The sequence below is a fragment of the Spirabiliibacterium falconis genome (genome assembly GCF_014885015.1).
GTDB classification, from domain to species: Bacteria; Pseudomonadota; Gammaproteobacteria; order Enterobacterales; family Pasteurellaceae; genus Spirabiliibacterium; species Spirabiliibacterium falconis.
In genome coordinates, this window is the sequence record NZ_JABMIJ010000008.1 from 44665 (window position 1) to 65778 (window position 21114).

The window sequence follows — 21114 nt, forward strand, 5'->3', positions numbered from 1 at the left end:
AGGAGTGATTATGACAATACAAGATAAAAAATTACGTGAAATTGCAATTGAAATTCCAGGTGCAACGAAGCTATTTCGCCAAGTTGGGTTAGATTATTGCTGTGGCGGTGCTGATAGCTTGGCACTCGCGGCAAAATTAAAAGGGCTTGATGTCGCGGACATTGTGCAACAATTGCAGGAATTACACACGCAAACCGAAAATTTAGCCGAGCAAGATTGGCAACAAGCCGATTTTGCAGCGATTATTCATTATATTTTAACACGTTTCCATCAACGCCACCTCGAACAGCTGCCTGAACTCATTTTTTTAGCCGAAAAAGTAGAGCATGTTCATGGAGAGCGTGAGGATTGCCCTGTGGGGGTTTCACACGCCTTAAAAGAAATTTTAGATGAGCTCAGCCAGCATATGCAAAAAGAAGAGCAGGTGCTATTTCCGATGATAATGGCACAACGCTATGCGATGGCACAAATGCCAATTCAAGTGATGTTAATGGAACATGATGCTGCACTGGACATCTTGCAAGTGATTCGCTCATTAACCAACGATATCATACCACCTGATGATGCCTGCACCACTTGGCGTGTGCTCTATAATGGCATTGCTTTATTTGAACAAGATCTCATCGCCCATATCGCATTAGAAAATGAAAACTTATTTCCTCGCGTGTTAGCGTGCATCTAGTATTAAAGTGCGGTCATAAAAAAAGCTGAACATATGTTCAGCTTTTTACATTATTGATGATTAAAAACTCACTGCGCCTTTTAATTTTTTCAATGCATTCGTTTCAAGCTGACGCACGCGTTCGGCAGAAATGTTGTATTTTGCTGCCAAGTCTTGTAGTGTGGCTTTATCTTCATCTAGCCAGCGTGAACGAATAATATCTAAACTACGCGCATCCAACCCCTCTAGTGCAATACTCAATTGCTCTGTAGCTTGCTCTTCATAGTTTTCACTTTCTAATTCGGAAGCAAAATCGGATGATTTATCTTCCAAATATAACGCTGGGCTATAATTGTCATCATTATCATCTGTTGGCAAGTCAAACGCCATATCTTGCCCACTCATGCGTGATTCCATCTCTTTAACATCGTCAACAGACACGCCAAGCTCATCAGCAACCATAGCAACTTCATTTTCATTGAACCAGCCAAAACGTTGCTTAGTTTTGCGCAAATTAAAAAATAACTTACGTTGTGCCTTTGTCGTGGCGACTTTGACAATACGCCAGTTACGCAATACATATTCGTGAATTTCAGCTTTCACCCAATGTACCGCAAAAGAAACAAGACGCACTCCCACTTCAGGATTGAAGCGACGCACCGCTTTCATCAAGCCAATGTTACCTTCCTGGATTAAATCCGCCTGTGGCAATCCGTAGCCTGCGTAACCGCGTGCAACATGAATGACAAAACGCAGGTGCGACAAAATCAGCTGTTTTGCAGCATCCAGATCTTCATGGTAATACAAACGTTCTGCCAACGCTTTCTCTTCTTCTGCGCTTAGCATCGGATACTCATTAGCAGCGCGAATGTAGCCCTCAAGACTACCTTGCGGGACAAGCATCATAGTTTGCATGTCTTTATTCATTGCATTCTTCCTTAAGTTATGAACCTGTATTTATATCACAAATAAGGCTGTTATGAAACAGCCTACTGCGATGGTGGCTCGTATTCGTATTTATTTAGACGCAAAAAATAATAAAAAGTTCATGTAAACGCTGAAATTTTGCTCGATTAGTGAGTGTTCACTTATAGTGTGATCTCCAATTGCGCTAATGCTCGCTGAGCCTTCTCGCGTGCTTGCTCAACACTTTCATCTCGCGCAAGAATCACGCCCAATCGACGATGTCCATTGACTTCGCCTTTGCCAAATAAGCGAATATCGACTTTCGGTTCACTCAAGACTTCGTTTAAATTGCCAAATCGTACATTATCCGACTGCCCTTCCACCACAATTGCGCGAGAAGCGGCAGGTGAAAATTGCTCAATTTCAGGGATCGGTAAGCCAAGAATGGCACGCGCATGTAGTGCAAATTCCGATAATGGCTGTGAAATCAGTGTTACCATGCCAGTATCATGCGGACGTGGCGACACTTCATTGAAGATCACATCATCACCACGTACAAACAGCTCCACCCCAAAAATACCACGCCCGCCCAATGCACTGGTAATTTTCTCAGCGATAGCTTGCGCTTGCAAAAGTGCGGTTTCACTCATGGCTTGTGGCTGCCACGATTCACGATAATCCCCCTGCTCTTGGCGATGTCCTATCGGTGCTAAAAAAGACGTGCCACCAATATGGCGCACTGTTAATAGCGTGATTTCATAATCAAACGGGACAAAACCTTCCACAATCACTCGCCCTGCACCTGCTCGTCCACCTGATTGCGCGTACTCCCACGCATACATAATATCTTGCTCAGATTTGACGACACTTTGCCCATGCCCTGATGAGCTCATAATTGGCTTAACTACGCACGGCATACCGATCTCGCTAACCGCACGTTTAAAGTCATCTATATTGTCCACAAAACGATAAGGGGATGTTGGTAACCCCAACTCTTCAGCAGCTAAACGACGGATACCCTCTCGATTCATCGTTAATTTGGTAGCATTTGCCGTTGGAATCACATTAAAACCTGCTCGTTCAAGCTCAAGCAACGTATCTGTCGCAATCGCCTCCACTTCGGGTACAATGTAATCAGGCTGCTCTTTTTCCACCACTGCGTGAAGGGCTTTTCCATCTAGCATAGAAAGCGTATAGGCTCGGTGTGCCACTTGCTGTGCGGGTGCGTTTTCATAGCGATCAACGGCGATCACTTCCACGCCTAACCGCTGTAATTCAATTACCACCTCTTTACCAAGCTCGCCTGAGCCAAGCAACATCACTTTGGTCGCATTTAAGGTTAATGGTGTACCGATAGTGGTCATAAGCCTCTCCTTGCAAGAAAAAACCGAGCATAGGCTCGGTTTGGATTAATGATTTAGAAAACTTGGGTCAAGTGCCAAGTCAGCATTTTTATTCACACCTACGCCTCGCTCAATGATATGGCGTGCAATATCTTGCGCCTCTGCCAAGGAGTGATCGGTATATGTACCGCATTGATACTTATTCAGCTCTGGAATATCATTTTGTGATTCCACCTTTATCACATCGTCCATCGCTGCTAGCCACGCATTGGCAACCGCACTTTCATCAGGATGACCAATCACGCTCATATAAAATCCTGTGCGACAGCCCATTGGAGAGATGTCGATGATCTCCACTGTGTCTGAATTCAAATGATCTCGCATAAATCCAGCGAAAAGGTGTTCCAGTGTATGCACACCTTTCACTGGCATAATTTCAATATTAGGGCGACAAAAACGCAGATCAAACACAGTAATTTCATCACCTTTTGGGGTTTGCATCATTTTTGCAACTCGCACTGCGGGTGCGTTCATCTTAGTATGATCAACGGTAAAACTGTCTAATAATGGCATGATTTTTCCTTGATAAAAATTTTTCCACTTTTTTGGAACTTTTCACGCAAGCCCTTGTCTTACTATACAAGCAACTTGCAGTTTTTTTCTATAATAAAGTTGGTTCCTTAGGTTATTTCGCCCCCGTGGTTTGGGGGCATTTTTTTGCCTAAACAAAAAACAAACGTAGTATAACACGTTATTGTAAACCGCCAAAATCACGGACGCAGAAGCTCACCTGTACGCACATCAAACACCGCCATGTTGCCCGCAAGTGCTGCCTGCACGCCAAAATCACCATCTTCAAACACGACGCATAGCTCGGGTGCTAGCCCCATTCCTTTCGCACAGTGCAAAAACGTATCAGGATGCGGTTTGTGATTCTGGACATCATCACTCGTAATCACCACGTTAAAATACGGCTCAAGCCCAAATTGAGCAAACAGCATATCCACAATTTGGCGATGTGCACCTGTGCCAAGAGCAAGTGGCTTTTTGCCATAAAAAAACTGAACCACCTCAAATGCTGGCAATAAAACCGCACTTTCAGCCATATATTGTGCACCAAGATCACGTTTGCGTTGCACCACTTCTTCAAGTTTATCTAGTGGCATTCCTGCTTTTTCCATCATTGCTTGTGCAATATTATAGGTGCTTGAACCCGTCAACGCTGTCATTAATGTTGGATCGAAATCATAACCATACGCTTGCCCCATCTCTAGCCAAGCACGTTTATGTGCTGCAATTGTATCGATCAAGGTGCCATCCATATCAAAAATCAGCCCTGCAAACGCCTCAAATTGTGTAGGCTCAATGTGTGAAACGCTCATATCCCCTCTTAAAATGCAATCAATAATTTACCCTGTGTCCGCCCTGATTCAATTTGTTGATGGGCGATAGCAAGATCGTGCCAAGCAAAAATTGCCGCAATATCAACATGCAAGGATTTTTCACTTAACATTGTTAAAAGTGCGGTCAAATCCGCTGCGTTAGGTTGCGCTAATATGTTCTCAACTTGTAATCCACGAGCATGACCAGCAGCTTGCAATAATGGTACATGAATGCTCGGCACGCAAATAACACGCCCACCTTGCTTCACCGCATCCAAAGCGTTAACACCACTATCCCCCCCGACTAAATCAATGAACAGATCAGCCTCTACTGCAGGGAAGCGTTCTAATGTCGTATAATCAAGCACTTGATTGACGCCTTGTGCGGCTACCCATGCTTTTTTGGCACTGGAGCAAATGGCAATGATCTCGACATCATAGTGCTGCAAAAGTTGCAATAAAATATGCCCAACGCCGCCAGCGGGTGCAGAAATAAGCACTTTTTGCCCAGCTTGCAACTGCGCTTGCTGAATAATTTGGTAAGCGGTTACCCCCACCGTTGGCAATGCTGCGGCTTGCTGCATGCTGACATTATCAGGAATCCGTGCTACAAGACTTGCATCCACTTTTGCATAATGGCTATATCCGCCCCCCTCAAAACTTAACGCAGCAACCCGCTCGCCGACTTGAAAGCCACTGTTCGCCCCAGCCTTAGCCACAACCCCAGCCATATCAAATCCCAACACTGCAGGGAATTGTGATTTAAATTTTTCTGCGCCCCAACCCAACCCTTGACGGGTTTTATAATCCACAGGATTCACACTCGCAAAGGCATTTTCCAGTAAAATTTCATCCGCTTGAATGTTAGGTATCTCTAAATGTGTCGCTACTGTTAACACATCCACACCACCGAACGCAGAAATTGTAATACCATAGTTTTCTAATTCTGCCATGCTCTCTCCTTTAAATTGACCTATTTTGTTCTTAGAATAACAAATTCACTCCGACAAAAAAGCATTTTTGTGATGAAGTTTGCAAATTTGCGTTAAAAAATTGCCTTATACCGCACTTTGTTCTATTTTCTGCACAAGATTTATAAAAAGTCGTTTTATTTTAGGAGTTAAGTTGTGAATCTGGAGCAACGCATTCAATCACTTGCCCAATCAGGAATAATCAGCGAAGCCACCCAATGTGATATTCAAAATGTCATCACTACATTGCAACAATGGCAGGTGGACATTGAGCAAGATCACGTCGTGATGCTGGTAACGCATATTGCAATGGCGTTAGAACGATCCTTACAGGGCAATACGCTAGACACGCAATTTGATACAACGTTGCTGGCTGAATTACAACAAGAACCGCACTTTATGCAAGTGGAAAAACTCAGCAAAACCTTACTTAATAAATGCAAAACGCAACTTAGCCAAGCCGAACGGGGTTATTTGTGGGCAGGTGTTGGTGCATTATGTGAGGCGCAACCACAGTTAGTTGATAACGCCAAGTCTCATCTAGCATACCGTTAAATACAGAACAGAGGCAAAGTGCGGTCAAACTCACCGCACTTTTGCATCACCACTAAACGCCTTTATATTGTAAATAAAGGACCGTGGCTGCCACGCGGGAATTTACGTTGAGCTTGCGCAATAAGTTGCGAATATGCACTTTCACCGTTTCTTCTGAAATGAACAAAATCTCTGCAATTTGTTTGTTTGACATTCCTTTGGCAACCAATTCAAGTACATCGCCTTCACGATCTGTGAGCGATAACAGTGGCTCTGGCGAGTGCTGGCGTTGTTGTAATAACGCCTGAACTTCATCACTATATGTAACTTCGCCTTGCGCAATTTGTTGAATTTGTTTTAATAATTGTTCAGGCTCACTGTCTTTGAGCAAGTACCCATCAGCACCTGCATCAACGAGGGCATAAATATCCGCTTTAGCGTCAGATACAGTTAAAATCACAATGCGTGCATCAATGCCATCTTTACGCAACTGCTGCAATGTTTCCAAGCCTGATAACCCTTTCATATTCAAATCCAAAATGATGACATCTGGGCTAAGCGAGTTGGCAAGTCGAATACCCTCCAAGCCGTTGCTGGCTTCGCCAACCACATCAAATTCAGGCTCTAACTCAAGCAGTTGCGTCATACCGCGACGCATAAGTGGATGGTCATCAATAATCAAAGTGCGGTATTGTTGTGACATAATGCTCCCGTATGGTTTTTATGTGAATGGCATATTATAACGTGTTTATACATAAAGCGGGGCAATTTTCTCACTGCCTTGAAAACGTAAATGCTGCTGACTCCGAAACGGCACAATTTTTTCATTCCCTGCTTGATCAAGAATCAACTGGTAAAATTGCGGATAATTAAAGCTGTAATTAGCGTTTTGCGTGGCACTATTATAACGATCCATTGTATATAATCGGTTGATTTCTTTTATTTTTTCTTCTTTTTCGTCTTTGCAACGGTAATAAATTTCCGGATTATTTTGCTCGTCTAAAATATAAACGTTAAAGCTGCCATCACGATTATCTTCAAAGAAAAATTGTAAAAAACCTTCACTGGCAAACTCCCCGATTGCCATTGGGAAATGGTATTTATTTTGGCTGATATTTCGTGCCGCCTGCATGCTATTATCAGGCAGTGTGCCAACGCCATCCTCTTGAATTCTTAAGCCGCGTGTTTCATAGGAAAAATTCCACATTTTTCCTGCAACTTGTAGGCGATTAATCGAGCGTTTATTCAACACCATACTGACCTGAGCGCGAATACATTTATGCACTAATTTCGCGGCGGTGGCGAGCATTTCGTCACGATAACGCTTGCTATAACAACACACTTGCACACTTTCTAGTGGCGAAGCACTGCAATGCACTTTATGAGCTAGCACTTTCAAGCAATTTAAAATGGCGTGTTGCCCTTCAAAATGCAATGTGCGGATTTCATTCCAGCGATTGCGATAAATCAATGACATACTGCCAAGTAAGCAGGTTTGTTCTGGTCCAAAATTGAATAAATCATTCGATTGCACACTACGGCGATCATTGCCGACGATATGTTCGGTTGGATCGTGGGTTAAATTAACTGCAACAAATAAATGACGTAATTCGCATGGATGACTGAAATCATCATTGCTTGGTGGAAGTGCCGACTGCGTAATAGACAGCCGCAAATCGGTTACAAATTGTTGCAATTTCGCCAAACTGACATTGGGGCTGCGAATGTGCAAGCGTGTTTTTGCGCCGAGTAAGCCGTTAAAATACGCCCACGCGACCAATTTACCCAAGTGCGGTGCGTATTCAACATATCTATCACGTGAATCGATGATTTTATTTGGTGCGGTGTTGAATAAATACCACCCCTCTTTGACCGCACTTGAGTGACGCACTTCAACGAACATCAGATGATCTTCGGTCATATTGTCCACAATTTGGCGATTAAATAGCGTGACTTTGCCGGGCAATACTTCAAAGGCCGTGTAAAGTTTACGTGTTAAAATCCCAATATCTTCAGGCATTAAATCGGCAGAAATTTTCTGTTTACGTGCAAATGTAATCAAATTACGATAACTTTGCATAAACACGGCCACAAGGCTGTGATAAAAGCGATTAACTTGCTTGATTTTCCAACGCCCGTGATTATTCAGCATCTCTACATCTTTTGCTGACCAATGCCATTGTTGAGCAAAATGTTGCAATTGCTGATAACGCCAACTTTTTTGTTGCGATAGATCGTCATTATCTCGATTTGCTTTGATATAAAAACAGCGACGCACTAGCTCTAAACGGTATTTATCGTTAATTGATCGCAAATACGCACTCACTTTTTGCAACATTGCCAAATACGGATCAAAATAGTGATCAATCTTTGCGCCAGATAATAGCTGCTGCTTAAATTGTTTCGAAATCAATGCAGGATAAGGATACTCTGCCATTAACGCCTCAAGCAGCAAAATTTTGATCACGGATTTATAGGGCGAATCCACACCTTTATATAAATGCCATAACGTTGCACCAAAGTATTCATCGGCAGATAATGCCCCTAAGCCACCAAAATCGACCCATTCTTCACGCACGATTTTGCTTTCTGCAATCCATTTTTCCACAGCTTTGTCATAATATTCTTCATTATTAATTGGCATATGTAACCATAATAATGGCTTCCCAGCTAGACGAATCACTGAACGATAGAATTCGTCCAATAGCAATACATATTGGCTACTGCCACAATTTTCTGTGCTAAGCACGGTGGAATAGGTCGTATTGCGAAAATGATTTTCATGGAGCAAATAAAAATTCATCTCCACTTTCATCGTTTGTGCCCATTTTTGCAAAAGTGCGGTTTTTTGGGAAAGTCGCGTATAGGCAGTTGTGCTTATCTGCTCAGAAATACACACCCAAATATCCAAATCCGACTGGCTATTTTGTGTGATAGAGCCCGTGCTCCCCATCGCATATACGCCCAAAATCGGCGTTTTTTTCCTTTTTGACGCAGTCAAAAAATCATTTGGGTAAACGCTGTTAGGAACAATGGTATAAAGATAATGCCGCTGATAATCACTTAACAAGAAGCCCGCGATGCCCGCAGGCGCATCGTGCACATATCCTGGCAATGCAGGATGATTAACATCAAGTAACAGTGTTATCAATTGAAAGACATGGCAAAACTCTTGCGAATTGCCATCAATGGCTCGCTGAAAACGACGCTGATCTAATTCGGATACCAATTCTTTGGCGGATTCCAGATAACTACTCAAATAAGGCTCTCACTACAAATGTAAAATCTATCTGTACACGCTGTAAAATTGCGCATATCACAAGCCTATCACTTAATCGCTAGGGGGTAAAGTAGCCTTACTCTTTTTAGTTAAAAATCTGGAAACAAAATCGCCGTATCTATCTTTGCCGTAACCTTAATGCGCTCGCCCTCAGCAAGCATTTTTTGACTATATACATCTACCAATGTTTGCGTGTCTAACCGCACTTTATAGGCAAACGTATGTCCTAAAAACCGCACATTGATAATATGCCCATTCGTAGGTTCACTACTATGTAATTGTAATTGCTGGGGTCGAATCAAGCACACAACACGCTCACCTTGCCTGACCGCACTTTGATCCGCAAACATCAAGGGCGTAGCAAAGCTAAAATTGCCCAGCTCAGTGCCTAACGTATGGGCATCGATCACGGTGGCATGCACATAATTGCTCTGCCCGAGAAAATCAGCCACAAAACGATTTTGCGGCGCGTGGTAAAGTGCGGTCGGCGCACCTGTTTGCACAATCTTTCCCTGTGCCATTAAGGCGAGCTTATCCGCGAATAAAAAGGCCTCTTCTTTGCTATGGGTGACAAAAATGGCAGGTGTGGCTTGCGATTTCAAAATTGATTTAATCTCATCAATTAGCTGCAACCGCACTTGTGTGTCAATGTTGGAAAAAGGCTCATCAAGCAAAAGTAATGTCGGGCGGCATGCTAATGATCGCGCAATGGCAACACGCTGTTGTTGCCCACCTGAAAGCTGATGTGGAAACTTATGGCGGTAATCCGATAAACCAATGAGCGTGAGCATTTCATCAATAATCGCATGGCGTTCCGATGCACTGACCTGTCCAAGCCCAAAGGCAATATTCTGTGCCACATTGAGATGTGGGAAAAGTGCATAGTCTTGAAAAATCAAACCGATGCCACGCAACGCACTATCTTGATGGGTGATATTTTCACCTTTTAAGCTGATTGAACCGCTGGTGACGGGGAGTAGGCCCGCAATGGCTTTTAATAACGTGGTTTTACCACAGCCACTGGCACCCAGTAGGCATAAAATCTCACTATCGGCTAAGGTCAGCGAGAGCTGCGATAAAATCGCCTTATTTTGGTAATGAACGGCAAGGTTATCAATGCGTAATAAGTCTGTCATTCTATGGCTCTATTGTCTGTGCGATAACATGGAACGCGTTAAAAAAATCACGGGAATAATGCCCACTAACACCAAAAATAATGCCGACAACGAGGCTTGCTCTAATTGCTCATCAGAGGTCAGCATAAATACGTGCGTGGCGAGCGTATCAAAATTAAACGGACGCAGTAATAATGACGCATTCAGTTCTTTCATACTTTCTAAAAACACCAAGATAAGTGCGGTCAAAATGCCTTTGCGCAAGAGCGGATAATGGACTTTCCATGCCATTTTAGCCCCCCGCACGCCAAGGGTATTGGCCGCCATATCAAGCGAAGGAGAAATTTTATCAAATGACGCATCAATGCTGCCTAAGCTCATGACCAAAAAACGAATAACATACGCATAAATAAGGGCAAAAATTGAACCGCTGAACACCAACCCAATAAGCGGTAAACCTACACTTTTCAGCCCATGATTTAACAGATGATCCGCACCTGTTAATGGAATGAGTAGCCCGATTCCCAGCACCGTTCCTGGCACAGCGTACCCCATTGAAGACAATGGAATTAGGGATTTTATGGCATAATTTGATGTGTTATTTAAGGTATATTTCCGCACAAAAAAGAGCAATAATAACGCCAGCAAAACACTCAACAACGCCGCTAAAGAAGAGACTTTCACACTATTAAAGGCGTAACGCCAAAATTGATCTTGCCACGCTTGATCAAAATACAGGTATGCCCAATATATTAATTTACTCAGTGGTATGATCACAGCAGCTAAAATCAGCCCCCAACAATAACTCATTGCCAAAGCTGCACGCCAACCATGCAACCGCACTTTGGCAATACGTTGCTCATAGCCACGTTGATAACGTTTTTGTTGTCGGCGATTGTATCGTTCAATAGCAAGCAATAAAAAGATGAAGCCCAACATCACCAAAGAAATGCGGCTTGCGGTGGCAAGATCACTTAATACCAACCATGTATCATAAATGGCCGTTGTTAAGGTAGGAATGGCAAAATAACTGACCGTACCAAAGTCACCAAGCGTTTCCATAGCCACCAACGCACACCCTGTGGCAATGGCTGGGCGAATTAATGGCAGTGTTACTTTTCGAAATAACGCAAATCGACGTACACCCAACATTTTGGCACTGTGCTGTAAATTTTCAGATAAATCCATCAACGCAATGCGTGTTAATAAAAAAATGTAAGGATACAGCACCAACGCCAAGACAACACAAGCCCCACCAAGCGAACGAATAGTCGGAAAGACATAATCACTAGCGGTTTGCCAGCCAAACGCTGCACGTAAAACACGTTGCACAGGTCCCGCGTAATCGAGCAAATCCGTGTATAAATAGCCTAACAAATAAGGTGGAAATGCCAACGGTAAACACAAAACCCACTGCAATAGCCGAGCACTTGGAAAGTGATAAACCGATAACAACCAGCTGCATGGCAACGCAAATAGCACACTGAGCAAAACGGTACCAAGTACTAATAAAAATGAATTTTGAATATAGACTGGCATAACGGTATGCCATAAATGGGACATGCTTTGCGCATCATCACTCACTGCTTGATAGGCAATGGCAATAATCGGCAATACGAAGAGCAAAACCAGCGAAAAAATTGCAATATGCTTTAGCGTTTTCACATCAAACCTTAAAAAACGACTGCAAAGCCTCTCTTTGCAGCCGTTTTCATCAATATTAGAGGTCGAAATTTACTTCATCAACTAATTTAACGGCTTTTTTATGATTTTCAGCAATTTTTTCAAGCGGTAAGGTATCCGCTTTAAATGTACCCCAAGATTGAACTAATTTTGACGGCTGAATGCCCTCTTTAACAGGGTACTCGTGATTTAACTCTGCATATTGATGCTGTGCATCATCACTGCTGAGATACTCAAGCAACTTCACGGCATTGTCTTTATTTGGGGCATATTTTGCCACTGCCGCCCCTGAAATATTCACGTGCGTACCTGTGGTTTCTTGATTTGGAAAGTTAATAAAGACCGCCTCTGCCCAACTCCGTTGCTTATCATCTTCCAACATTTTTCCATAGTAATAACTATTGCCGAGTGAATAATCACACACGCCTTCTTTAATGGCTTTCACTTGATCACGATCGCCACCTTGTGGTTTCTGTGCTAAATTGGCTTTGAGTCCCTCTAACCACGCTTTGGCTTTCGCTTCGCCATCGTGGGCAATAATGGATGCTAACAAGGACAGATTATATGGATGCTTCCCAGAACGCACACAGACTTTACCTTTTAATTTTGGATTGGCTAAATCTTCATACGTAAAACTATCTGGCAACTGCCCAACGCGCTCTTTTGATGAATAAATGGCGCGCGCGCGCGTTGTTAGTGCAAACCACTGATTGCCTGAATCACGATACTGAGACGGAATATTTTCCTCTAATACCGCACTTTTCACCGCCTGTGCCAAGCCTGAATTCACAACCTCCATCACACGGCTAATATCCACCGTTAAAATAACATCCGCTGGGCTTAGCTCACCCTCTCGTTTCAAACGTTCAACCAACCCTTTATTATCAAAGATCAGATTGACTTTTACACCCGTATCTTTTTCAAAATTTTTCAAAATCGGTTCGATCAAATAAGGTTGACGGTAAGAGTAAACATTGACTTCTTGCGCCGCCATTGCTGACGTTGCCATAAGTGCGGTTAATCCCAATGCGATAGCTGTTTTTTTCATCATGGTCTCCTGTGGATAAAAATTAATAATTTCGAGATGAAATTATTACGCCTCACAGCCAACTTTAATAAAAATCGCTCTCATTTTCAAATGAATTTTAAAAATGCGGTTAAATTTTGCGATAAATCGTGTTTTATTATCATAATGTGATACAATTTTTGCACCGTTAATGACCATTTGGGGGTGTATGTGGATCAGCATTTTCTTAAAAATCGCCATTTTTTACGTTTAATGGATTTCACACCTGATGAAATTACCGCACTTTTAACCCTTTCAGCCAAACTCAAAGCGGACAAAAAAGCTAAATGTGAACAGCAATCACTGAAAGGCAAAAATATCGCATTAATTTTTGAAAAAACCTCCACCCGCACTCGCTGCGCCTTTGAAGTGGCGGCATTTGATCAAGGTGCACAAGTGTCTTATATCGGACCGAGTGGCTCACAAATTGGGCATAAAGAATCGATGAAAGACACTGCCCGCGTACTTGGGCGAATGTATGACGGCATTCAATATCGTGGTTTTGGGCAAACATTAGTGGAAACACTCGCCGAGCATGCGGATGTTCCTGTGTGGAACGGGCTGACCGATGAATTCCATCCAACCCAGATTTTAGCCGATTTTCTGACGATGCTCGAACACGGCAATGGCAAAAAATTAAGCGAAATGAAACTGGCTTATCTAGGTGATGCACGCAACAATATGGGTAATTCATTTGTTGAAGGGGCAGCCTTAATGGGGCTAGATTTACGCCTTGTTGCACCAAAACAATTTTTTCCTGAAACCGCACTTTTGGAAGAAGTCGCCGACATGGCGACAAAAACAGGTGCAAAAATCACATGCACAGAAAATATCGCCGACGGCGTGAAAGATGTAGATTTTATCTACACCGATGTATGGGTCTCCATGGGTGAACCGATGGAGGCTTGGGATGAGCGTATCGCTTTAATGCGCCCTTACCAAGTTAACCGTGAATTACTGGCATTAACTGGCAATCCCAATGTCAAATTTATGCACTGCCTGCCCGCATTCCACGACAGCGAAACCAAAATCGGTAAAGCGATGGCAGAAAAATACGGTTTAAATGGATTGGAAGTGAGTGATGATGTGTTTGAATCAAACGCATCCATTGTTTTTGACGAAGCGGAAAACCGCATGCACACGATTAAAGCCGTGATGGTCGCCACCCTTGGCGAATAACCGCACTTTTTATTTTAGTTACATTATGGAGAACACAATGAGCAACGTTATTCACACAGAAAATGCCCCAGCGGCAATTGGCCCTTATGTACAAGCCTATGATTTAGGCAACTTGGTTATCACCTCAGGGCAAATTCCTGTCAACCCAAAAACAGGGGAAGTGCCCGCCTGCATTAAAGCACAAACACGCCAATCATTGGAAAATGTGAAAGCCATTATTGAACAAGCAGGCTTACAGGTGAAAGACATTATCAAAACAACGGTATTTGTCAAAGATTTAAACGATTTCGCCACCGTAAATGCAGAATATCAAGCGTTTTTTGAAGAAAACAATCACCCAAGCTACCCTGCACGTTCATGTGTCGAAGTCGCACGTCTACCTAAAGATGTTGGCGTCGAGATCGAAGTGATTGCCACACGCAGTTAAATCATACCGCACATTTACATTTATTCCTCAAACCGCACTTTGATAAAAGTGCGGTATTTTTATTGTTATATTATCTCTAATTAATAACTCACCATCTAATAACGTAAACAACCCTCATATCAACTTTATTATTTTTCATTTGAAAACTTGACTTACATCACGAGATTTTTGTCAATCAGCTATTGACAAAGTCGGGGGGGGGGGGGGGGGGATATAATGCCAGAGACCATTCAATGGTGCAATAGCCAAGTGCTTATGCTATAAGCATTCGACACTTATTTTACGTAATAATATTGTTTAATAGTTCATTAATATTAAGGAACTTATAGTTATGAAAAAAGACCTAGCATTAAAATTTACACTAACAGTTGCCGCGTCTGTCTTATTAGCAGCCTGTGGTTCATCTGGTGGTGATAGTAATCCAGAACCAGCGAAACCAACCGCAGAACAAGTCGCAAAACAAAAAGCGGAAGCGGCTGCCGAAGCAAAAGCGAAAGCTCAAGCTGAACTTGACGCAAAAGAGTCTAAAGAACCATCAGATGTAGGATACAAAGTAGTAAGTAAAACCACTTCTGATTTTATCGTTGATGGTCGTGCGCCTGCTCGTAATTCTGAAGCAGGTACAGCCGCTGGAATGCAAGTTCAAAAACCACAACCAAGTTTTGATACCCTTATTGTAGCTGTTCCGACCAAAGAATCAAAAGCCGTTGCTTATGTTGAAGATTTCGACTTTTCTAATCAAGCAAGTGGGTTAGCCCAGTTGGAACATATCTACATTAACGAATCAACTAAAAATGGCGTTGAGCGTCAAGGTAAGCTTACTGACCAATATGGTGACTTAACTAAAACAAATACGCAAGGCACAAAAACAGGTAAAGCATACGTTTACCAAGAAGGTCGTACAGACTACACTGGTGATGCTGGACGTATCAAAAAATCAGAATTTAATGCTGATGATTCCGTAGCCGAGGTGTACGGTCGCAATACGATGAGCAATGATAAAGATGTAAATGCTACTCGTAACTTACCATTAACTGATGTTAAAACAAATAAATATGAAGATGGTCATCTTCAATTTGTTCAATATGGTCGTGTAACCACTCAACTTGATGCCCAAACTCGTTTAAATGGTAATAAACAAAAACCAGGAGAAGTCTATAAAGAGGGTGTTGATTTAGGTGATGATATTCAAACCTATGTGGTAGACTATTCTCACTTTAATGCAAAAAATAAAGAAGATAACTACTTCTACCGTGGTATTAATAATACCTCTGCAGAAAAACTAAAAGAGTTTGGTTATGGCAAAGAAGGTGTTTTAGTATATCAAGGTCATGCGGTCACTTATGGTTTAGACAATAAATATCATGAACCACCTAAAGATAAAGACGCACTTAATGCACCAACAGCTTTACGTGGCTTAAAACCTGAAGATGCACCAAAACTCATTAGTGGTACACATGTGACAGCAACTGTAGATTTAGCTAAACGTTCTGTAACTGGCGAACTTTATAATAAGTTTGAAGTACAAAAAGAAAAAGTTAAAGATACACTTGTCACATTCAAAGGAGACTTAAAAGCCAATGGTAATGTGAAAAATGGTACTTCTGAGCTTGCTTATGCGACATCAAAAGATCGCAAAGAAGGTACATTTAATGCAACACTATTTGGTAATGACAAAGTGACTAACACTGAATTAGGCGGTACAGTTGTAAGTAAAAATGGTGATGCAGATAAAAAATGGGGTGCTGTATTTGGTGCGGAATATGTGGGTGATAAACCAGTTGCAAAACCTGCACCAAAACCAGCAGAACCAATTAGTCCTTGGGTTCAAAAAGAAAACCAAGCACTTTAATTCATGTTAATTTAATATTAATTAAACAGCTCCCTTTGGGGGCTGTTTATTTATTAATTGGGACGTTGTATGACTAAAATCTCTTTATTTTACCTTGCCACACTCAGCGCATTAACACCAACCGCACTTGCGCAAAATGCTAGCGTTCGTCAACCAGAAAATAATGCCGTAGAAACTTACAGTCTTCAGCAAGAAAACCACGTGCTGAAAAAAACCGTTGAACAAAAGCAACGAAACGCCTCTCTTGAACAACAAAATGATAATGTCATTCGCTACACGGGTAAACAGCTTAAAGAAAACCCTGATATTTTAGAGCGTTTATTAGTTGAATCCTTAATTAAATTAAATAAACCTATCTTGCCAGTTTTAATTAAGTTATACGAACAAGTGCCCACTCGCGATCCATCATTAATTGAATGGGCGAATGCCATTTTACTTGCAGATACCAATTTAGGTAAAGGTTCTACTGCCTATCAAAAATTAATTCGCCATTTCCCTGATAATAATTTTATTCGTTTTCAATATGCCAATGCCCTTTTTTATAATAAAAATTACTATGATGCTCATCAACAATTTAGCATATTACTTAATAACAGTGCTATTGAACAAGATAATGAAGTGTATCAGCAATATATCCATCAGATTAATGAATTACATTCTTGGAACTTTAATGTGCAAGGCAATTTTTTAAATGATAGAAATCTAGGGCAAACAGCAAAACCTGGCACAGTCTGGAATCTACCAAATGAAAGGCAACTAATTTATAAATCTGAACGACAGCACGGTCAAGGTGTTTATCTTAGTGTAAACACAGATAAGAAATGGGCGCTACCTAAAGGACAATATTTGTTAGTCGCATCTGGTTTATCGGGTAAATATTACTGGAATAATAAAAAATACAATGATATGACACTGGATTTTGGTGCTGGCTATGGCTACGCTAATGCCAAAATGGATATATCTCTTCAACCCTACGTGTCTAAACGCTTATATGGCGGCGGCTTAAATGGTGGGAAAGCATTAAAGCAATATAGTGATACCTATGGCGGCCTATTATCATTAAATTATTGGCTCACAAATGCACTAAAATACGGGGCTTATTATAATTACGGTTATACCCACTATAACGATCAATACAATCGTGCTAACGAAGGTCATTCTCACTATATTACCCATAGCCTCACCTATTTCCCTGATAATACCCAATATTGGAACCTTGCGCTTGACTATGGCATCAAAGATGCGAAAGAAAATACCGAATCCTACCATCGGAAAGCTATCCGACTAGGTTGGGGTAAACAATGGCAAAATGGACTTATTACAAATGCTGCTTTAGGTTATGCCAGTAAAAAGCACAAAGATGCACTCTTTTTTGATATACGCCAACGGGATAAAGAGTTAACAAGTTCTATTTCACTTGGCCACACCGCGTTAAGTTATAAAGGATTTACACCAAAACTCACATGGACCCATACTCGCGTTAAAAGTAATTACGTCATCTATCAGTACGATAAAAATGATGTTTTTATTAATATCAGCAAATCATTTTAATGTAAATGTCTCAAACCGCACTTTGATAAAAGTGCGGTTTTGTTTTATATGTTGGCATTTAAACCGGTTTGCTGTGCAACATTTTCAGCCACGGTACGCAAGTTTTTTGCGCATTGTTGTAACTCTTGCATTTCTTGCGCGGTGAAAGTGTAGGTTGGGATTTTTTCAATGCCAACACGAGAAACAATCATCGGCACACTGATGGCAACATTGTGAATACCGTATTCACCGTTAAGCGTCGTGGCAACAGGTAGCACGGAATGTTCATTAATCGTAATCGCTCGGATAATACGAAACACGCTTGCGGCAATGCCATGATTGGTGTTGAGTTTCATGGCAAATACTCGCAAACCTTCTTGTTTTACCTCGTCGAGTTGCGCGACAGGATCAATGTACGGATAGCCATTATTGCGGCAGAAATCTTCCACTTTCTGCCCCGCAATATTCATCAAACTCCATGGCAGAATGCTATTGGCACCATGTTCCCCTAAAATAAAGCCAAAAATATTTTTCGGATCGATTTGCACTTTATCCGCCACGAGCTTCATCAGGCGTGCGCTATCCACCACACAACCTGCGCTAATCACACGTTCGCGAGGGTACTGTGTATTACAAGTGATAAAGTGCGTAACAATATCGCACGGATTCGTTACCACAATTAAAATTGCATTTGGGGAATATTGCTCCAGCTCGCGCGCAATATCCACCCCAATTTTGGCATTAATTTGTGCAATATCCAGCCTATCTTGCCCTACTTTGATTTGTGCGCCTGCGGTGATCACAATAATATCGCTATTGGCTGTATCGGGATAATCCCCGCTAATGACTTGGGTATTTTTGGCAAATGTCAGTGCACTCATGTGGCTAAAATCAATTTGCTCGCCTTGACAACGCTCACGATTGAGATCCACCAGCACCAGCTCACTACACTCGCCTAAATTTAAGACAAAATTACAGATTTCAACGCCGACTGCGCCTGCGCCGATAACAGAGATTTTCATATTGAGTTCCTACTTTTATTATGTTGTGTTTTAGATTGCAAATTTTATAAATTTACCCCACCGCACGCAAGCAGTACAACCGCACTTTATCCCGCTCGCTGTGTGCTAATCGTTGTTAATAAGGCTTGAATGTGAGGATCATCGAAAATCTCGTCAATCGTTGCTGTCAACCGCCTACGCCAATTAGGGTATTCCTTATCCGTGCCAGGAATATTCACTGGCGTTTTCATCAATAACCAATCTTCAACTTGTAACGTTAACAGGGCACTGTTGACTTTTGCCATATAGCACTGCAACGCATAGGAAAAATCACGTGGGCAAGGGGAATGCAGCTCGGCACTCACGCCATCTGGAATCGTTATGCCTGCCGCTTGCAACCGCTCAAGAATTTTCTCTTTGGCATAAGTGCGGTCAAATTTCACCCGCTGAAGCACGTTTGTGGATGGAAATACACCAAACTTTTGCCCCATCGTAATATCACTTGCCGTCCAGTATCCATAAATGGTCGGCAAATCATGGGTGCTTAATGTCGCCATCGCCTGATAAGGATAATCCTGCAAGGCGCGGCTTTGCCCCGTCGCATCAAATTCAAAATACTGTACTTTATAAGAAAAAATTCCTGCGCTGCGCAATTTTCCCTGAATGTTTTTCGGCACAGTGCCTAAATCTTCACCGATAATCATGCAACGGTGGCGTTGGCTCTCCAAGGCAAGAATCGCAAGCAGTGCGTCCACAGGATAACGGACATACACCCCATTGACCGCACTTTCACCTTGTTTAATCCACCACAATCGCATCAGCGACATAATATGATCAATCCGCAACGCCGCACAATCTCGCATATTCGCACGCACCATATCAATAAACGGTTGAAAACCTTGTGCTTGAAGAACATGTGGGTTAAATGGTGCAAGGCACCAGTTTTGCCCTTGTGGCGCAAGGGCATCAGGCGGTGCGCCAATGGTCGCCTTAAGACTGTACGCCTCAGGATTATGCCACGTTTCCGCGCCCACAGGGCTAACACCTACGGCCAAATCACGATAAAGCCCTAGCGTCATCGGATTTTGACGTTGACATTGTGCTAATTGCCCAGCGGCGATCCACTGCGCCCACATATAAAAATCCACCTCATCTTGGTGCTCCGCTATCCAGCGTTGTGTACTTGGTGCAGAAAAGGCATAAAAATCCGATGGCAATCCTTTCCAGCCTGTATTTTCAGGCAATTTAAAATGCTGTTGCATGGCATCAAGTGCCGCTTGCGCACGCAGACTGTCTCCTGCACTCGCAACAAAAGTGCGGTATTGCGCTTTTCGCTCCGCACTGGCATGAAGATTGAATGCATCAAACGCTAAGTGTAATCCCGTGCATTTTAATGTCATAACAGCGGTATAATCCACCCATTGTGCCGCTCGTAGCTGCGTTAACTGGGTTTGAATTGCTGGCTGCTGAAACCACGCTTGTGCCTTCTCACTTTGTGCAAACTCATCAATGGCTTCCACATCAATATAAAGAATATTCAACCAGCTGCGGGATGATGGACTATAAGGGCTGGCAGCTTCAGGAAAAGTAGGAAACAGTGCGTGCGTTGGGTTAAGCCCAACAAAATCACCGCCATAATGTTGGAAGCGACGCATAAATTCCATCAGATCAGAAAAATCGCCCACGCCCCAATTGCGTTCCGATTTTAAGGTGTAAAGTTGTAAACTCGTGCCCCATAAGTGCGGTTTCGTTTGAAACACGGATGCTTGGTAGCAACGCCGAGGGGCAACGATGATGCGTGTTTGAGCGGTTTTTTGACCGCACTTTAAATGCAATTGATGATAGCCCAACGGCAATTCACGCGGTAATTGAAGCCCACGCTTTTTCACACGCCCTTGTATGCGCTGCCCGTCTTCCAAGACCAATTCCCACTGCCCAAGCAGGGTGGCATGATGAGATTCCAAGCGAATGTATTTCGGTTGATCGGCGTAAAACACCGCCACAGGTGGCACCAACGTGCGGTTTTCTCCCGTTTCCAAGCACGCCAAAATGGCTTTCACCACTAATGGGCTTGGCTTACACTTCACCCCTCGCCCATCATAAAAGGAAGGAATAATGCCCATGCGTTGCAAATCGTATTTATTCAATTTCACTTGGCTCACCGTTTATGTCATGAAACAACCA

General features: G+C 42.5%; 18 protein-coding genes. 6 read left to right on the plus strand and 12 right to left on the minus strand.

The features are described 5' to 3' along the window. The first annotated feature begins 10 nt into the window (after window positions 1-10). On the plus strand, window positions 11-682 hold the full coding sequence (gene ytfE, locus HPC40_RS05220; RefSeq protein WP_208118437.1) for an iron-sulfur cluster repair protein YtfE: 672 nt from the start codon (window positions 11-13) through the stop codon (window positions 680-682). A gap of 60 nt (window positions 683-742) precedes the next feature. Here ytfE and rpoH read toward each other — a convergent pair whose 3' ends face one another. The 5 genes from rpoH to HPC40_RS05245 all read right to left on the minus strand — a co-directional run bounded on the left by rpoH (window position 743) and on the right by HPC40_RS05245 (window position 5245). Continuing rightward, complete coding sequence (gene rpoH / locus HPC40_RS05225) at window positions 743-1588, minus strand: RNA polymerase sigma factor RpoH (RefSeq protein WP_208118438.1); 846 nt, start codon at window positions 1586-1588, stop codon at window positions 743-745. Window positions 1589-1749: 161 nt separating this feature from the next. Beyond that, complete coding sequence (gene purT / locus HPC40_RS05230; protein WP_208118439.1) at window positions 1750-2931, minus strand: formate-dependent phosphoribosylglycinamide formyltransferase; 1182 nt, start codon at window positions 2929-2931, stop codon at window positions 1750-1752. A 45-nt stretch (window positions 2932-2976) separates the two neighbouring features. Continuing rightward, window positions 2977-3483: an S-ribosylhomocysteine lyase gene (gene luxS, locus HPC40_RS05235; protein ID WP_208118440.1), complete on the minus strand. Its 507-nt coding sequence runs from the start codon at window positions 3481-3483 to the stop codon at window positions 2977-2979. Window positions 3484-3680: 197 nt separating this feature from the next. Further along, window positions 3681-4292: a beta-phosphoglucomutase family hydrolase gene (locus HPC40_RS05240; protein WP_208118441.1), complete on the minus strand. Its 612-nt coding sequence runs from the start codon at window positions 4290-4292 to the stop codon at window positions 3681-3683. Between the two features lie 8 nt (window positions 4293-4300). Next, the gene (locus HPC40_RS05245) at window positions 4301-5245 is read right to left on the minus strand and encodes an NADP-dependent oxidoreductase (protein WP_208118442.1); all 945 of its coding nucleotides are present in this window, start codon (window positions 5243-5245) and stop codon (window positions 4301-4303) included. A 174-nt stretch (window positions 5246-5419) separates the two neighbouring features. Here HPC40_RS05245 and HPC40_RS05250 point away from each other — a divergent pair, with 174 nt between their 5' ends. Beyond that, the gene (locus HPC40_RS05250; RefSeq protein ID WP_208118443.1) at window positions 5420-5818 is read left to right on the plus strand and encodes a PRD domain-containing protein; all 399 of its coding nucleotides are present in this window, start codon (window positions 5420-5422) and stop codon (window positions 5816-5818) included. Between the two features lie 52 nt (window positions 5819-5870). Here HPC40_RS05250 and HPC40_RS05255 read toward each other — a convergent pair whose 3' ends face one another. The 5 genes from HPC40_RS05255 to HPC40_RS05275 all read right to left on the minus strand — a co-directional run bounded on the left by HPC40_RS05255 (window position 5871) and on the right by HPC40_RS05275 (window position 12923). Further along, window positions 5871-6500 (minus strand): response regulator, encoded by a 630-nt coding sequence (locus HPC40_RS05255; protein WP_208118444.1) that lies wholly within the window; start codon window positions 6498-6500, stop codon window positions 5871-5873. Window positions 6501-6545: 45 nt separating this feature from the next. Next, entirely contained in the window at window positions 6546-9056 is a 2511-nt protein-coding gene (locus HPC40_RS05260; RefSeq protein WP_208118445.1) for a class I adenylate cyclase, read from the minus strand. A gap of 110 nt (window positions 9057-9166) precedes the next feature. After that, on the minus strand, window positions 9167-10213 hold the full coding sequence (locus HPC40_RS05265) for an ABC transporter ATP-binding protein (protein WP_208118446.1): 1047 nt from the start codon (window positions 10211-10213) through the stop codon (window positions 9167-9169). 9 nt (window positions 10214-10222) lie between these two features. Further along, window positions 10223-11857 (minus strand): ABC transporter permease, encoded by a 1635-nt coding sequence (locus HPC40_RS05270; RefSeq protein ID WP_328805303.1) that lies wholly within the window; start codon window positions 11855-11857, stop codon window positions 10223-10225. A gap of 55 nt (window positions 11858-11912) precedes the next feature. Then, window positions 11913-12923: a Fe(3+) ABC transporter substrate-binding protein gene (locus HPC40_RS05275; RefSeq protein ID WP_408021821.1), complete on the minus strand. Its 1011-nt coding sequence runs from the start codon at window positions 12921-12923 to the stop codon at window positions 11913-11915. A gap of 189 nt (window positions 12924-13112) precedes the next feature. On the opposite strand from HPC40_RS05275, the gene argF reads away from it, so the two are divergent. From argF to HPC40_RS05295, 4 genes are all read left to right on the plus strand, one after another. Beyond that, window positions 13113-14120, plus strand: a complete 1008-nt coding sequence (argF, locus tag HPC40_RS05280) for an ornithine carbamoyltransferase (RefSeq protein ID WP_328805304.1) — start codon at window positions 13113-13115, stop codon at window positions 14118-14120. A 37-nt stretch (window positions 14121-14157) separates the two neighbouring features. After that, a complete protein-coding gene (locus tag HPC40_RS05285; protein ID WP_208118448.1) occupies window positions 14158-14547 on the plus strand; it encodes a RidA family protein in 390 nt (129 codons plus the stop codon). Between the two features lie 331 nt (window positions 14548-14878). Then, window positions 14879-16399: a transferrin-binding protein-like solute binding protein gene (locus tag HPC40_RS05290; RefSeq protein WP_208118449.1), complete on the plus strand. Its 1521-nt coding sequence runs from the start codon at window positions 14879-14881 to the stop codon at window positions 16397-16399. A 69-nt stretch (window positions 16400-16468) separates the two neighbouring features. Next, entirely contained in the window at window positions 16469-17950 is a 1482-nt protein-coding gene (locus HPC40_RS05295) for a surface lipoprotein assembly modifier (RefSeq protein ID WP_208118450.1), read from the plus strand. 44 nt (window positions 17951-17994) lie between these two features. Here HPC40_RS05295 and HPC40_RS05300 read toward each other — a convergent pair whose 3' ends face one another. Further along, on the minus strand, window positions 17995-18951 hold the full coding sequence (locus tag HPC40_RS05300) for a lactate/malate family dehydrogenase (RefSeq protein ID WP_208118451.1): 957 nt from the start codon (window positions 18949-18951) through the stop codon (window positions 17995-17997). 86 nt (window positions 18952-19037) lie between these two features. Then, window positions 19038-21083, minus strand: a complete 2046-nt coding sequence (gene malQ, locus HPC40_RS05305) for a 4-alpha-glucanotransferase (RefSeq protein WP_328805305.1) — start codon at window positions 21081-21083, stop codon at window positions 19038-19040. Window positions 21084-21114: the final 31 nt, after the last annotated feature.

Bases quoted from the DNA above. Each gene is read 5' to 3' on its own strand.
- purT (WP_208118439.1), bottom strand. From the start codon at position 2,931: ATGACCACTATCGGTACACCATTAACCTTAAATGCGACCAAAGTGATG.
- HPC40_RS05290 (WP_208118449.1), top strand. From the start codon at position 14,879: ATGAAAAAAGACCTAGCATTAAAATTTACACTAACAGTTGCCGCGTCT.
- HPC40_RS05255 (WP_208118444.1), bottom strand. From the start codon at position 6,500: ATGTCACAACAATACCGCACTTTGATTATTGATGACCATCCACTTATG.
- HPC40_RS05245 (WP_208118442.1), bottom strand. From the start codon at position 5,245: ATGGCAGAATTAGAAAACTATGGTATTACAATTTCTGCGTTCGGTGGT.
- luxS (WP_208118440.1), bottom strand. From the start codon at position 3,483: ATGCCATTATTAGACAGTTTTACCGTTGATCATACTAAGATGAACGCA.
- HPC40_RS05295 (WP_208118450.1), top strand. From the start codon at position 16,469: ATGACTAAAATCTCTTTATTTTACCTTGCCACACTCAGCGCATTAACA.
- rpoH (WP_208118438.1), bottom strand. From the start codon at position 1,588: ATGAATAAAGACATGCAAACTATGATGCTTGTCCCGCAAGGTAGTCTT.
- HPC40_RS05240 (WP_208118441.1), bottom strand. From the start codon at position 4,292: ATGAGCGTTTCACACATTGAGCCTACACAATTTGAGGCGTTTGCAGGG.
- HPC40_RS05285 (WP_208118448.1), top strand. From the start codon at position 14,158: ATGAGCAACGTTATTCACACAGAAAATGCCCCAGCGGCAATTGGCCCT.
- ytfE (WP_208118437.1), top strand. From the start codon at position 11: ATGACAATACAAGATAAAAAATTACGTGAAATTGCAATTGAAATTCCA.
- HPC40_RS05275 (WP_408021821.1), bottom strand. From the start codon at position 12,923: ATGAAAAAAACAGCTATCGCATTGGGATTAACCGCACTTATGGCAACG.
- HPC40_RS05265 (WP_208118446.1), bottom strand. From the start codon at position 10,213: ATGACAGACTTATTACGCATTGATAACCTTGCCGTTCATTACCAAAAT.
- HPC40_RS05300 (WP_208118451.1), bottom strand. From the start codon at position 18,951: ATGAAAATCTCTGTTATCGGCGCAGGCGCAGTCGGCGTTGAAATCTGT.